This is a genomic window from Methanomicrobia archaeon (genome assembly GCA_011049045.1).
In the GTDB taxonomy this organism is placed as follows: Archaea; Halobacteriota; Syntropharchaeia; order Alkanophagales; family Methanospirareceae; genus JACGMN01.
On record DSCO01000028.1, the window covers coordinates 14,543 to 29,665 of the forward strand.

Genomic DNA, 15,123 nt, shown 5'->3' on the forward strand with positions numbered 1-15,123 from the left:
ATGAGTGAGAAAGGTATTCGGAGCTTCGCATTTGCAGTCATACTCGTGCTCTTCGCTCTCCTGATCCTCACGCCGATCAGCGCAGCCCATTATCGCGAAAGCGAGGCACGGGTGCTCATCACCGAGCTCTATCCTGATACCACGATGCGGAACGAGCTGGACGAGTACGTTGCCGTCACCAATTTTGGCGCCCGTGCGGTAAATCTCGCGGGCTGGAGCCTCACGGATACCGAAGGCACGCTTATCTTCCCGGCCTTCGAGCTTGCGCCACATCAAACCCTGTACGTCACGCGCAACGCATCGGCGTACATGGCGCACCGCGGCGCGGTCGTAGAAGGGTGCAGAAAGCCTGAGTTCGAATACGGGCCCGATTCTGACCCAGCGGTACCGCAATTAGAAACCCGCGGTATGACGTTCGCCTTACGCAATACGGGCGACGAAGTGATCCTTGTGAACGATGCGGGAGAGGAGGTTGATGCGGTCATCTACGGCGAGTGCAGTTACACAGGTGAGGGATGGCACGGCGCGCCGTTACAAAAGCCGCGTGAAGGTATGATCTTGACACGAAAAGGCGCCCGGGACTCAGACCGGAGTACCGACTGGCTCGCGCTGCCACTGGGTGCGTCCTATCACGAGCCTGAACTTTTCCACTGCACCGGCGAAGTGACCACGTTCGTCTCGCCCGATTGCAGTTTTTCCGCTTTGCAGCGCGAACTTGACGCGGCAACCTCCACGATCTACCTCAACCTCTATCAGTTCGAGCATCCACACCTTATGGACGCACTCGGTGCTGCGGTAGATCGCGGCGTGACGGTGAAGCTCCTGCTCGAAAGCAGCCCGGTCGGCGGCGTCACGGCTGACGAGCGGTACCGTATGAACGAGGCCCTGAAGCGCGGCATAGCAGTACGACTCGCTGAGGATCCGTGCATCAACCATGCTAAGTACGCCGTGATTGACAACCGCACGCTCATCGTAATGACCGAGAACTGGAAGCGGACTGGCGTACCCGTGGACAACTCGTACGGCAATCGCGGCTGGGGGATCATCATACGAGAGAAAGACATCGCGAGCTACTTCACTACACTCTTCTTCGAGGACTTCTACCGCGGCTCTGCAGTGACGGCAGTCATACCAGAGACCGAGACGAGCAGCAGAGAGCCAGGGATCCCGCACGGCAGCTTCAGTGCCTCATTCGAGCCAGTAACCGTAGTTGGTGAGTTCATCGTGATCCCGGTCATCGCCCCGGACTCCGCACTCGACAACGAGACGATCCTGGGCACCATCCGGAACGCGGATAAGCGCATTTACGTGCAGCAGTTCTCAGCCCAGCGCTTCTGGGGCAACGATGAGAACATCTTCATTACAGCATTGATCGCGGCCGCCCGGCGCGGCTGTGAGGTGAAAGTGCTGCTGGATGCCAACGATTACAATCTCGAATCGGTAAATGATAACGACGAGGTCGTTGCCTGGCTGGAACAGGTGGCGCATGACGAAGATCTGAATCTAGCGGCGACCTTAGCGAATTTACCGGAACTCGGATTGGTCAAGATACACACGAAGGCGCTGATCGTCGATGGTCAGACCGCCGTTATCACCTCGCTCAACTGGAACGGCAATTCGGTGCAGAACCGTGAAGTGGGCGTCATTGTGGATAGCGAAGCGATAGCAGCCTTCTACGAGGCAGTCTTCCTTCACGACTGGAACGCCTCGGTGAAAAACGGCTCGGCCGCGGGTTCACGTGCAGGAGCGACGCCCATTGGAAATGCTCCGTCAAGCTCGGTGAAGACGAAAGTGGCCGGCATTACCGCAACGCTCATCATCACCGTGCTCATATTTCGGATCGTGAAATGGTATAAGCGGCTGTAGAGCGCATATGAAATGAAGGTCATATTGCACGTGGACATGGACAGTTTCTTCTCGGCCGTTGAGATGCGTGAGCAGCCGGAGCTGCGAGGTAAACCGGTCGTCGTGGGTGGCCGAATCCCGCCAAAGGCCGAGCTCGAGACTGGAGCAGCAGTGGATAAGCGGCGAATACGCGGCGTCGTGAGCACCTGCTCGTACGAGGCACGCGAATTCGGTGTCCACTCGGCGATGCCGCTGTCACAGGCATACCAGCTCTGTCCCGACGCGATCTTCCTGCCGGTGAATATGGCGCTGTATAATGCGGCGTCACAGCAGGTCATGCGTATTCTGCGGGCCTTCGCCGATAGATTCGAGCAGGTGAGCATTGACGAGGCCTATCTCGATATCAGCTCCCGTGTCCACGACTGGCAGGAGGCGCGCGCGTACGCACAGCGGATCAAGCAAGAGATCGCGGATAAGGCGGGACTCAGCTGCTCCCTCGGCATCGCGCCCAACAAGATCGTGGCAAAGATCGCCTCGGATTTCGAGAAGCCAGATGGGCTCACGGTTGTGGACTCGGGAAATGCAGCTACGTTCTTAGCGCCCCTGCCGGTGAAGAAGATTCCGGGCGTGGGCCCCAAAACGGCCGCAACGCTGAACCAAATGGGGATCGCAACGATTCACGAGCTGGCGATACGAGATGTGCAAGAACTTGTGGCACGATTCGGCAAGTATGGCTGGCGGCTGCATCAGGTGGCGCACGGCATCGACGAGCGTGACGTGGAAGAGAAGCGGGCGCGCAAATCGTTGAGCCGTGAGACGACGCTTGAGGAGCATACGAGCAATCCTGAGCTGCTCAATCGCTGCATTGATGCGTTAGCAGAACGCGTTCATGAGCACCTGGTGCGAGAGGGGTTTGGCTTCAAGACGGTCGCGATTAAGGTCAAGTTCGACGATTTCTCGGTACATACGCGTGCAAAGACGTTCCGAGCGCTCCATACCGATTGTGCTACGATCGCGAAGACCGCGAAGGAACTGCTCAGGGATTTTATCGGCGAGAGCGCAGGCGAGAAGCGGGTACGGCTAATCGGCGTTCGCGTCTCGACCCTGGGCATGCTCGACGCGAAGCAGCGGCGGTTTGCATAAAGCAGCAGAAAGTAACCAGATCGAAGAAACGGAGCTATAGCAAGTTATTTATGCCATGCCGCCAATGATCGTAGGGACGGAAGCAGGGAAAGCGAGCGAGCGAACCATGCATACGCCGTGCTAAGAGGTTGTGAAGAGGTTTATGACACCTGAAATCATACTCGTGCTGGCGGTGCTCGTGGCCACCATTATCCTCTTTGTGACCGAGGCCTTCCGCGTCGATGTCATCGCCATCTTGATCATGGTCACGCTGCCCTGGCTGGGGCTGCTTACACCTTTGGAAGCGTTCTCAGGCCTTGCAAGCAACGCCGTGGTGGCGGTCATCGCGGTGATGATCCTGAGCTATGGTGTAGGGCGTTCGGGCGTAATGAACCGGTTTAGTCGCGCGATAATCAGCGTGGCGGGCACGAGCGAGAGACGGCTGATCGGACTCGTGGCCGTAGCGGTCGGACTGCTCTCCTCGTTCATGCAGAATATCGGCGCGGTCGCCCTTTTCCTGCCCGCGGTGATGCGAATCGCCAAGAAGATGCGCATACCCGTCTCACGGCTCTTGATGCCGATGGGCTTCGCGGGCATATTGGGCGGCACGCTCACCCTGGTCGGCTCTGCACCGCTGATTCTCCTCAACGATCTCTTACGGCAAGGCGGTCAGGAGCCCTTTGGCCTCTTTGGTGTCACACCCATCGGTATCGCGCTCTTAACTATGGGCATCATCTATTTTCTGACGGTTGGTAAACGGGTATTTCCCGCGGGCAAAGGAGGAGAGATCATCAGCCCGCAGCAGGAATTGATCGAGACCTGGGATCTACCCTCGACCATTTTTCACTGTATCATTCCGCCTGAGAGCCCGCTCATCGGGAAGACGCGCGAGGAAGCTCAGATCTGGGCGCGATACACCATCAACCTCTTAGCGCTCGCGGAGGGCGACGAGCTGCTTTACGCGCCCTGGCGCTACACCCGCTTCATCGTAGGTCAGGAGCTCGCGATACTCGGTGCCCCGCGCGATCTCGAGCGCTTCATCGCCGATTTCCGGTTGAAGGTCACGACGGCGAGCACGCAATTCGAGGCGTTACGGAGAGGCGACGGCGCGGGATTCGCCGAGCTCATCATACCGCCTCGCGCGCCCGTAGCGGGAAAGACGATGCGGCAACTGGCGATCCGGAAGACGTACGGCGTGGAGCCGATAATGCTGCTGAGCGGCGCCCGCGAGGAGCGAGAAGATTTCTCGGATCGTGTTTTAGAGCCTGGTGACGCGATGATCGTCCATGGCCGCTGGGAGAATATCAAAGCGATGGCTGATAACCGCACCTTCGTACTCGTCACACCGATCGAGACCGAGTCAGCGGGGGCATCGCGACCACTCGCGGCGAGCCTCTGCTTTTTAGGCGCCATTACGCTGATTTTATTGGGTGTGCCGCTCGCGCTCGGGCTCCTCTCCGGTGCGCTGGCGATGATCATCCTGAGCATCGTGCCGATCGACGAAGCGTATAAGGCCGTGGACTGGCGCACCGTCTTTCTGCTCGCTGGCTTGATCCCGCTGGGGATCGCGATGGAGAAGACGGGCGCGGCAAGTTTCGTAGCCACCCGTATAATCTCACCGTTACAGGGCGGCCATCCCCTCGTCATTCTGGTCGCCATCGCGGCGCTCGCGACGCTCTTCAGCCTCTTCATGTCCAACGCTGCGGCCACTGTCGTTCTGGTGCCGCTCGTCCTTATCATCGGCGAGATGACTCAGATCAGTCCACGCGCGCTCGCGTTACTCGTTGCTGTCTGTGCCGCCAACTCCTTCGTCCTGCCAACGCATCAGGTAAATGCGTTATTAATGGCTCCCGGCGGCTATCACAACGCCGATTACCTGAAGGCCGGTGGGATACTGACGATCATCTTCATCGTGATCGCCGTCGGGCTCATTTATTTATTGTATGTCTAACAACCGAGTTACGAGCGTATGCGGTGAAGCGAGCAGCCGCGGGCGACAGCCATGGACATCTTCTATTTCCTCTACACGGGTATCGGACTCATTGGCATGGGGGTCATCGTCTGGGGCGTTCTGCTCATCTTCAGCAGAGTGTTACGGCTCGAATTTACCCGGTTGCGAGGCAGAGCGATCTGCAGGGAGCGCGAAGCACTCCGTCATCAGCTCGGGTCGTATCTTCTGCTCGGGTTGGAGTTCCTCATCGCCGCGGATATCATTCGGACCATCACCGATCCAACACTGGAAGAGATGGCTATCCTGGGCGGGATCGTGCTCATCAGAACGGTGCTCAGCTATTTCCTAGACCATGAGCTGGCTGCGTCCTACCCGTGCGTGGAGCGTACCCGTGAGGAGGCTTAACCATTCGCCAACATCAGTTCCTCAGCATCCTTAGCCGCTCACGCACTCCGTAACTTATTTATCGCACGGGCGCATTAGCAACCCTACTGGAGGTATTAGATAAAGATGATTATTCAGCAGTTTTTTGTTAAGGGACTTGCGCACAGTTCCTATTTGCTTGGCGGAACCAAGACCTGCGCGATCATCGATCCCCGGCGTGATGTTGAGCTCTATCTTGAGGCAGCCAAAGGCATGGAATTGGACATCACGCATATCCTGGAGACGCATCTCCATGCCGACTTCGTCTCCGGACATCTCGAGCTGGCGGATCGAACGGCCGCGCAGATTTATGCGCCGAAATCCGCAAACTGCGCCTTCGAGCATGTTGACGTCGCCGAAGGTGACACGTTCGAGATCGAGAATATGCGACTACGCGTACTGGAAACGCCGGGACATACGCCCGAGCATATCAGTTACGTTGTCTCAGACAGCACGCGGGGTGAGGAGCCGGTGAGTGTCTTCTGTGGCGATACACTCTTCGTCGGCGACGTGGGACGACCGGATCTCTTCCCGGGCAGAGCGCGAGAACTGGCATCGAAGTTGTACGAGAGCCTGCAGGAGAAACTGCTCCACCTGCCGGACTTCTGTGAGGTCTATCCTGCGCACGGTGCCGGCTCGCTCTGCGGTCGTATGCTCGGCTCGAAGCGGACGAGCACCATCGGGTATGAACGGAAGTTTAATCCAGAACTGCAGATCGCGGATCGTGAGGAGTTTATCAGCTCGTTGACCACAGACATGCCTCCGGCCCCCGATCATTTCAGTCGCTGCAGCGAGATCAACCGCCGCGGGCCTACCCTGGTGCGGACCCTGCCGACGCTGGCGGCTTTAGACCCGAAATCATTCTATGAGCGGTCGAAACGGGACGACACCATCGTTGTTGGTGTACGTGGTTATGATTCCTTTGGATGCCAGCATGTGCCCGGAGCGTTTCACATCGACTTCGCGGGCAATTTCGCCACCTTCGCGGGCTGGGTGCTACCACCGGACGCGGATATTCTCCTGGTGACGGACAGCAGCGAGCAGGCCGAAGCGGCCACGGTCTGGCTGAGACGCGTTGGGCTCGACAAGGTCATCGGCCATCTTGACGGCGGGATGTTCGAATGGGCGAAGGCGGGCTTACCGACGAGTTACGTCCGGCAGCTATCGATAGAAGCGTTCCGTCAAGCGATCACCGGCGATCAGAAGATGGTACTTGTTGACGTGCGGTCGCCGAGCGAGTTCGCGGCGTATCATATTAACGGTGCGCTCAACATCCCCTTTGCTGATCTCCGAACCCGGTACACCGAACTTGATCCGAATGCGCCAACGATCGTCATCTGCAATACCGGCCATCGCTCGAGTCTGGGCGTGAGCATTCTGAAGCAGCATGGGTTCACGGAGGTTTTCAACGTTGCCGGCGGCATGACCGGCTACAACGCGGCAGGCTACGGCCTCGAATGCCCGGTCTGCTCCGTGCCTCACGGGCCGCGATCCTTCAGCCCCAAACCACAAGATAAGGGGGAGGGATGAGCTATGGATTGGCTCACGATGGCACGCTGGTCGCCCTATATGGCGGGTATCGGCATCGGTGTCCTGAGCTGGTTCGCCTTCGTGCTCTCCGACCGGCCGATCGGCTGCTCAACCGCATATGCACGCACGAGCGGGATGCTTGAGCGGGTCATCCGCGGCAAGAAGGTGCTGGAGAAGCCGTATTACCAGAAGTTCGCGCCCGTCGTGGATTGGGAGTGGATGCTCGTTGTGGGTGTTGTGATCGGCGCATTCATCTCCGCGCAGCTCTCGGGCACCTTTCAACTGCTCTGGGTGCCGAGCACATGGGCCGCTGCCTTTGGTACCAGTCCGGCACTCCGGTGGCTCGTGGCGCTCATCGGTGGGTTCTTCATGGGGCTCGGCGCGCGCTGGGCGGGTGGCTGCACCAGCGGCCACGGGATCAGCGGCACACTCCAGTTAGCGGTCAGTAGTTGGCTCGCGGCGATCTGCTTCTTCATCGGCGGTATCGCCGCGGCGATGCTCATCTTTCAGGTCATCGGTTAGGAGGGCGAACGCATGTTAACACGAGTGCATGAGCAGAAGAACCTGCAACTGGTGCTTGGACTGCTCATCGGGGTCATATTCGGCTTCCTGCTCCAGAAAGGTGGCGTGACGGACTATAATGTGATCATCGGGCAGTTGTTGCTCACCGATTTCACCGTGGTCAAGATCATGCTCGCGGCCTCGATCACCGGGATGCTGGGTGTGCACCTGCTCCGCAGCCTGGGCCTGGCCCAGCTCCATCCCAAGCCGGGATCGTTTGGTGCTTCGGTCATCGGGGGTCTGCTCTTCGGCATCGGCTTCGGGATCCTTGGCTACTGCCCGGGGACGGTCGCGGGTGCGGTCGGCCAGGGCGCGCTCGACGCGCTCTTTGGCGGCGTCATCGGGATGCTGATCGGCGCGGGCGTCTTTGCCGCGCTCTATCCAAAACTGCAGCAGACGATTTTGCGCAAAGGCGACTTCGGCGAGCTCACCCTGCCAACACTCTTCAAGGTAAACCCCTGGATCCTCGTGATTCCCGTGGCTGCAGCTTTGACCGCGCTATTGTGGTGGATGGAACAGCTCGGGCTGTAACGATAGATAAGCCGTAAGATAGTGCTCGCCTCAGCCAACAACCCGGTATTTCACGATAGAGAGGATGATCCACGTAGCCGCGTACGAGTGGAAGGCGTGCACCGAGGTGCGCATTGCCGTCTCTGCGTTCCTCCTTTGCGCTTCTGTGCGCTCCCGAGCGATAGATAATTCTGCTACTGCCCACCTAATAAAACCGTAGGGTGCCTATTCAGGCGTGAAAGAGCGTATGCTTAACCACCGTTTGGATCTCCTTCGCAACCTCGTCCTTCGGATGATCGCCGTTTACGATGACGGTGTGTTCAAAGCACTCTCGCAGCTCAAGATAACGCGCTCTGACCTGCACCAGCCGCTGCTCCTCCTCAAAGAGCTCGATATTCTCCCGGTTCCGCTCGATCCGGTCTAGACATACTGCGGGCGGCGTGTCGATAATCACCGTGAGATCCGGCCGTCTGAACCGCGCGTTGAGCGCGAGCAAGAATTCGAGGTCGTTGTCCACGGAGCCGAAGGCGAGCGATGAGAGTATATAGCGATCGGAGATGACGATTTTATGGGCTTCAAGCGCGGGCTCGATCTCCCGCTTCAAATGCTCCGCACGGTCCGCAGCGAAGAGCAGCTGCAGCGTGAACAAGGACAACTCGGGGTTGCGATTTAACGCCGCCTTGATAAGCTTGCCGATCGGCGCGGCCGTGGGCTCCTTGGTAAGCAGAACGTCGTTGCCGGTACTCCGCAGATACGCCGCCAGGAGTACGGACTGCGTGGACAGGCCCGCGCCGTCCAGGCCTTCGATAACGATGAAGCATCCCTCTTTGGCGGTCATTATGCGGCCTCAATAATTTGATTGTGCTAGAGAATAAACGGAAACTAGTTACAGATTGCGACGTCGCATACTTAAAGTAACGAGTCTTTTTAAGAGAATCGTTCACCATTTGGAAGGCGTATCAAGCGGTAATCGCAATGGCTGAGACCCGCCGTCTAGTCGTAACCTGCACGCACGTTCTTCTCGCTTTACGCACGTTCGGACTGTACAGCGGGCTTTACGTGTCTACAACCCCGGTTACCGCACCTCGTCCCCGCCGTAGCGCATCCGATCCTTTAATTCCTGGCGCTTGCCCGCGTTCCAGCCGCTCACCGCCTGCAGGTAGCCCGTTATCCTTGATATGTAATCGAGGTTGTCCGAGTTGCAGTGCTCACACAGCTCTCGCAGCCCCATCGAGACATGCGCGCAGGCCTTACAGACCGTCAGATCCTTGGTGAAGGCGAAGTAGCCCGTCTGCGTGTTCTTTGCGATCTTCATCGCCAGACTCTTAACGCCGCGTGGATCGGGATACCCTTCGCCGAGGAAGATGTGCATGATGTTCCCGCCGTCCACGATGGGGAAGAACCGGTGCTCGATTTCGATCCGCTCAGCCAGTGAGATCTTCGCGGCGGGGGGTACGTGCGTCCCGTTGGTGTAGTAAATAGGCAGATCACGCGTCTCGTGGATCCGCGCCAGTGCGGTCTCGCTGTCGCCTTTCACCACGCTCAACGCGTTCTCCCTGAACTCCTGGTTCAAGAGATCGGCCACGGCGAACCGCTGCACTACGGTCTCCGCGGGCGTGCGTGAGAAGCTGATCGTCATGCCCTCGCGCTGCGAGAGCGCCTTCGCGTACAACTCCATCACGGTCATCGCGTGCACGGCGAGCCGTAACGCGCCTTCGTCCTCGTGGAGCTGCTTCCCGTAATGGTACTGCACCATCTCGTTGATGCCCGCCACACCGATGATATACACGAGCTCGTCGAGATGAACGGCCATCGTGCCCTTCTCGCCCGTGTGCGGATCCTTCGGCCGCTGCGTTGCGAACGGCATCCGTCCGCTCTCGATGATCTGTTGCATCCACCGCTTCTTGATCTTCAGCACCTCGACCGCGCGGTCCATCAGGCGCTTCAGCTCCGCAAACAGCCGCTCGTCGTCGTGATCAGCCCGATAAGCGGCCCGTGGGCAGTTAAGCGTGATCACCTGCCAGCCGCCCATGGTGAAGTGCGCGCCGTTCCTGAAGTACATCTTGTCCTTGAAGTCCACATCGTCCGGCGAGGTCTTGAAGCTGTACGCGCAGCACTGGTAACAGGACACGCCTTCGCCCGCGCCGCGATACTCCGGGATCTTATTATCGAAATACGGTGACCCGTACTTCGCGGTCAGCTGGAACGCCAGGTCATAGAGCTCCGAATACGTGGGCAACTCCGGATGCGCGGTATTGAACGGCTCGTCCTCGGTCAGGAAGAACGGCTCGATCGCGATCTCGGGCTTCGGGAAGTTGAACGGCTTGCCCCAGTAATCGCCCTGCAGCATCACGTTCATCAGCGCCTCGAAGGCCAGCCGCACCTCGCGCTCGTATTCACCGTAGGTTCGCAACGGCGCCCGTTCGCCGTCCCAGACGTTACCCTTGTACACCACGGGCTTATCTTTCCAGATCTTCGGCACACCGGGTGTGAGCTGTACCGATGAGAAGACCAGCTGCCCGCCGCGTGCCACCTGCATCTGCGTCATCTCGTAGACGAACATCTGCATCAACTGCTCGATCTCATCGTACGATAAGCCCTCCAGGTAGGGCGCGATGAAGGTGAGGAAATTGAAGAAGCCCTGGCCGCCCGCGAAGTTCGTCTGCGCGCTCCCTAATATCTTGACCGCGTGCAGGATCGCCACTTCAGGCTTCTTCGCGGGGCCGGCGACCGATGCCTTCGTGCCCGAGCCATCCGGCATCAGGCCGTAATAGAAGAAGTACCGCAGGTCCCAGTCCTGACAGAACCCGCGCGTGCCGAAATATTCGAGATCGTGGATGTGCAGATCGCCGCTGAGGTGCAGATCAGCGAGCTTCGGCGGCAACAACAAGAGATACTGCTCCTTGCAGATCTTGTCCGCCTTCTTCTTGTGCGAGGTCTCCGCGTTCTCCTGCAGATTAGCGTTCTCGTTTGCCTCGAAGCCCTCGCCAACGTCGATCAAATGCGCGTCGTAGACCGGCGTACCAACCCGGGTGCAGACGTTTCGCCATTCCTGCTCCTTGTACTCTTCCAGCAAGATCTGGTTCACGATCTCGCGCACGAGCGCGCCAGAGAGCTGCGCGATGCCCATCACCTTGATCCGTAGCTCCGCCTCCCTCGCGATTCCACGCGCCGTCTCCTCGTCTATCGAGGGCTTACCGTAGAATTTCGCACCCAACGTGGTCTCACGGAGAAGCTGCTTCACGATCGCTTCCCGATCCCACTCAACAATATGTCCATCGCTGGTTCGTACCTTGGGAAAACGTAATCGCATCCCGTCCAGCGTGGTCTGGACCGAGCCATTCTCGATACCAAAAAGTCGGTTCATGCTCATCCCTCATTCTTTAACGCTGCTTTCAGCATATCCTTCCGTAATACCTCACCGTCAAACAAGACCTCTGCGGTGAGAAACCGCGACCCGATCTGCACGACGGGGGTGATCATCGTGAAGACGCCCGTCATCCGCAGCTCGGTCAGCGCCTCCGCTGTCGTGATATCCACCTCTTCAACCTGCTCGCCCTCGGCTGCCAGGAACTCCCTGACGAGCTTACAATTCGGACAAACGTTCGTTGTGTAAACCTTTATACCCATCTTCTTCCACTCCACTGCGCGACCACAAAAAAAGCTGAAGACTCTTGCAGATCCATTGTCGCTCCACCCTATTAAAACCCTCGGTCGCATCCAGTTCTGAGGACGTATAGCAGGTCAAATTCTGACCGGGCTTCGTTGCGTAAACTTTAATAACCGCCTCTTCCACTCCAACGCGCGCACGCACTCTCGCTCCGCCCTATTAAAACCCTCGATTGCACGCTACTCTGAGCGTTACTAGCTGTTAAGAGCCGTATTTGAGCAAAAGCAGCAGTGCCCCGAGCAGTATGCGGACCGGCGCCACGACCCACGGATACCATACCACGGTGGGAATGCCGGGAAGCCAGGGCCCAGATTCGAACTGGGGTGTAGCTGATCTGCAGTCAGCCGCGTAGCCGCTCCGCCACCCTGGCCCACCTCTCTCTTGTTGATAGCGCTGAGAGCTAAAATAGGTTGTGTGCCTGGGTTTCACTAACCGTGGTCACGTGCTCGTGCAAAAAGAAGGAGAAGGTGAGGAAAAGGAAGGGCAAACGCACTTGCAACTCTGATTTCATCTGAGCTCAGCGAGAGAGTCCGGTGCGGACGTTAGTAGCTGCGGGCTAAAAATCTCGGTTTTCACCTCGAGTCTCACACCCCAGCCCTATCAAACCGCTCTTCTAGCGGTGTCCTTAAGAGGTCTCTTTTTGGGGATGGCTTCGAGCTTAGATGCTTTCAGCTCTTATCCATGAGCGCGTAGCTGCCCGGCAATGCCCGGTCGGACAACCGGTAGACCAGTGGCGCCGCTGCCTTGTTCCTCTCGTACTAAAAGCAGCTTCTCCTCAGACCTCAATGCACCCCCAGTAGATAGCAACCGACCTGTCTCACGACGGTCTAAACCCAGCTCACGATCTCCTTTAATAGACGAACAGTCTTACCCTTGGCTGCAGATGCACAGCCAGGATGGAGAAAGCCGACATCGAAGTAGCAAACCTCCAGGTCGATGTGAACTCTCGCTGGAGACAACTCCGTTATCCCCGGGGTAGTTTTTCTGATGTTTTTAGGCCCCACCAATGAGCCTTAAAAGTTCGCTAGATCCGACTTTCGTCTCGTGACCTCCTGCTATGCGAGGTCACGTCAGGCTGACTTTTACTCTTACACTCTACGGTGGAGTTCTGACCCACCTGAGTCAACTTTAGAGCACCCTCGATATCTTTTCAAGGGTATGGCGCCCCACCTGAACAGCCCACCTACCGGTGTTCTCTTGCGAGTGAGGGACACAACTCCGAAAGGGTAGTGTTCCATTGGTGGCTCCATGCTTCCTAGCGAAAGCACTTCAGCGCCTCCTACCTACGCTCTACATCCGAAGTCGTGGCTCAACGGCAGGCTGCTGTAAAACTCCACGGGGTCTTCGCTTCCCCTTGGGGGTCCCTGGCCTTTTCACCAGGATAGAATTTTCACCGGGTTCCAGCTAGGGACAGTAGAAGGCTCATTCCTTCTTTCGTGCAAGCCGCCAATTAAGCGGCTAGGTACTACGCTACCTTAAGAGGGTCAGAGTTACCCCCGCCGTTTATAGGTCCTTCGTCCCCTTGAAAAGGGCTTTCAGATACCCACACTGGGCAGGAGTCAGCGACCGTACACATCCTTACGGACTTGCGGTCGCTTATGTTGTTATTAGACAGTTAGCCTTCCCTTGTCACTGCGACCTGCTGCTCACGAAGCAGGCACCCCTTATCCCGAAGTTACAGGGCTATTTTGCCGATTTCCCTTAGCTGGAGTAACCCGACACGCCTAAGCCTTCTCAGCTAGGGGCACCTGTGTCGGTTCTCGGTACGGACATCCAGCCGCCTTTTTCACGGGCCCCTGGGCTCAACTGACTTCCGCCATCACATATTCACCCACTTCTCGCCATTACGGCTCTCCATGGGCTTCGATGCTTGGACGGTGCGACGACACCGCTCAATCTACCCAGAAGCGTCAGGTGTACTCGAAGTACATAGGCTGGACGGCACAGGAATATTAACCTGTTTCCCTTTTGACATGCTCCAATTGGGACATATCTTAGGACCGGCTAACCCTTGGTTGACGAACATTGCCAAGGAAACCTAGCCCCTTCGGCGGTTGGGATTCACACCCAACTATGCTGCTACTCATGCCAGGATTCTCGTTTCTGCCCGGTCCACACCCCTTCACAGAGATGCTTCTACCCAGACAGAACGCCCCTCTACCGGATCTCCTTGCGGAGCCCTGGGGTATCGGTGGTCGGCTTCAGCCCCATCCATTTTCGGTGCTGCAAACCTCGGCTGGTGAGCTGTTACGCACTCCTTAGAGGATAGCTGCTTCTAAGCTAACCTCCCAGCTGTTTGTGGTCTGCAACGCCCTTTAGTGTTAACACTTAGCCGACGCTTAGGGACCTTAACCCCAGTCTGGGTTCATTCCCTCACGGACTAGGAGCTTACCCCCTAGCCCGGACTCCGATCCTCTACGACGATGGCACCTTCGGAGTTTGACAGGGGGGCGAGGTCTTTCGACCCCGTATCCCCCAATCGGTTGCTCTACAGCGCCATCCATCTCCGATCGGGTCATACTACGGTATGTTTCGAGGGGAACCAGCTATTGCCGGGTTTGATTGGCCTTTCACCACTAAACGCAGGTCATCCGAGAGATTTGCAAATCATCACCGGTTCGGCCCTCCATTCTCCTTTCGAAGAATTTCAGCCTGCCCACGCTTAGATCACCCGGCTTCGGGTCATATCCCAGTGATTCCGCGCAGTTCATACGCTGTTCCTCTTCTTGCGAATGCGAACCTATTGGTTACCCTACGGCTTCCCGATTTCCGGTTAGCCTCACCACTGAGATATACTCCCTGGCCCGTTCTCCAGAACGTAAGATACGACCCTGTTCAGCGATCCTCGTACTAATCCCTCGCGAGATGCTCCTTCGGATCGCGTCATCACTTCCGAGCCGTATCACTCTGTCACCATTTAGTTTCAGGCTCTTTTTACCTCCTTACTTGGGGTACTTTTCAGCTTTCCCTCACGGTACTACTCCGCTATCGGTCTCAAGACGTATTTAGTTTTGGAGGTTGGTAGCCCCCAGCTTCCCGCAGGAATTCCGACCTACGGTACTCAAGTGACGGGTCAAGCCCTCTATCTTGCGCTTACGAGGCTCTCACTCTCTCTGGCGCCTCATTCCAGAGGACTTCAGCTTCAATAGGGCGGGCTCTTAACCCGTACTTACCACACCACATCTCCCTCCTCTTTCAAGAAGGGATTCGGTTTGAACTCTGCCGCTTTTACTCGCCGTTACTCACGGCATCTCAATTGATTTCTTTTCCTGCTCCTACTGAGATGTTTCAATTCAGAGCGTTCCCGATCCCAACGGATCGACTCAAAGAGTCAAGAGTTCCCATTAGGGCATCCTCGGATCAAAGGCTCCCTGTGCCTACCCGAGGCATATCGCAACTTGGCACGCCCTTCTTCAGCGCTTGAGCCGAGCCATCCGCTAAATGGCATGATCACCAGTCTCACTAAGCCCATTGGATGTCAGAGTTGTCAAGTGCGTTTACACACCTCATC

At 57.5% G+C, this 15,123-nt stretch carries 10 protein-coding genes, 1 tRNA gene and 1 rRNA gene; 7 read left to right on the top strand and 5 right to left on the bottom strand.

Features of this window, described 5'->3' with window-relative positions; translation table 11 throughout:
* The 7 genes from ENN68_03175 to ENN68_03205 all read left to right on the top strand — a co-directional run bounded on the left by ENN68_03175 (position 1) and on the right by ENN68_03205 (position 7,963).
* Entirely contained in the window at positions 1-1,866 is a 1,866-nt protein-coding gene (locus ENN68_03175; protein ID HDS45091.1) for a hypothetical protein, read from the top strand.
* A 12-nt stretch (positions 1,867-1,878) separates the two neighbouring features.
* Positions 1,879-2,988 carry a DNA polymerase IV gene (locus ENN68_03180; GenBank protein HDS45092.1) on the top strand — a complete coding sequence of 370 codons (1,110 nt, stop codon included), beginning with the start codon at positions 1,879-1,881 and terminating at the stop codon, positions 2,986-2,988.
* A gap of 142 nt (positions 2,989-3,130) precedes the next feature.
* Positions 3,131-4,918, top strand: coding sequence for an SLC13 family permease (locus ENN68_03185; GenBank protein ID HDS45093.1), 1,788 nt, complete (start codon positions 3,131-3,133; stop codon positions 4,916-4,918).
* Between the two features lie 51 nt (positions 4,919-4,969).
* Positions 4,970-5,323, top strand: coding sequence for a DUF1622 domain-containing protein (locus ENN68_03190; GenBank protein HDS45094.1), 354 nt, complete (start codon positions 4,970-4,972; stop codon positions 5,321-5,323).
* A 105-nt stretch (positions 5,324-5,428) separates the two neighbouring features.
* A complete protein-coding gene (locus ENN68_03195; GenBank protein HDS45095.1) occupies positions 5,429-6,871 on the top strand; it encodes an MBL fold metallo-hydrolase in 1,443 nt (480 codons plus the stop codon).
* A gap of 3 nt (positions 6,872-6,874) precedes the next feature.
* Positions 6,875-7,393, top strand: coding sequence for a hypothetical protein (locus ENN68_03200; protein HDS45096.1), 519 nt, complete (start codon positions 6,875-6,877; stop codon positions 7,391-7,393).
* Between the two features lie 12 nt (positions 7,394-7,405).
* On the top strand, positions 7,406-7,963 hold the full coding sequence (locus ENN68_03205) for a YeeE/YedE family protein (GenBank protein ID HDS45097.1): 558 nt from the start codon (positions 7,406-7,408) through the stop codon (positions 7,961-7,963).
* 208 nt (positions 7,964-8,171) lie between these two features.
* Here the strand turns inward: ENN68_03205 and tmk are convergent, their stop codons facing one another.
* The 5 genes from tmk to ENN68_03230 all read right to left on the bottom strand — a co-directional run bounded on the left by tmk (position 8,172) and on the right by ENN68_03230 (position 15,051).
* Positions 8,172-8,780, bottom strand: a complete 609-nt coding sequence (gene tmk / locus ENN68_03210; GenBank protein HDS45098.1) for a dTMP kinase — start codon at positions 8,778-8,780, stop codon at positions 8,172-8,174.
* Between the two features lie 237 nt (positions 8,781-9,017).
* Positions 9,018-11,315 (bottom strand): anaerobic ribonucleoside-triphosphate reductase, encoded by a 2,298-nt coding sequence (gene nrdD / locus ENN68_03215; protein ID HDS45099.1) that lies wholly within the window; start codon positions 11,313-11,315, stop codon positions 9,018-9,020.
* Positions 11,312-11,572 (bottom strand): glutaredoxin family protein, encoded by a 261-nt coding sequence (locus tag ENN68_03220; GenBank protein ID HDS45100.1) that lies wholly within the window; start codon positions 11,570-11,572, stop codon positions 11,312-11,314. Before ENN68_03220 ends, nrdD begins: the two co-directional genes overlap by 4 nt.
* 338 nt (positions 11,573-11,910) lie before the next feature.
* A tRNA-Cys gene (locus ENN68_03225) sits at positions 11,911-11,982 on the bottom strand.
* A 213-nt stretch (positions 11,983-12,195) separates the two neighbouring features.
* Positions 12,196-15,051 (bottom strand): 23S ribosomal RNA (locus ENN68_03230).
* Positions 15,052-15,123 lie beyond the last annotated feature (72 nt).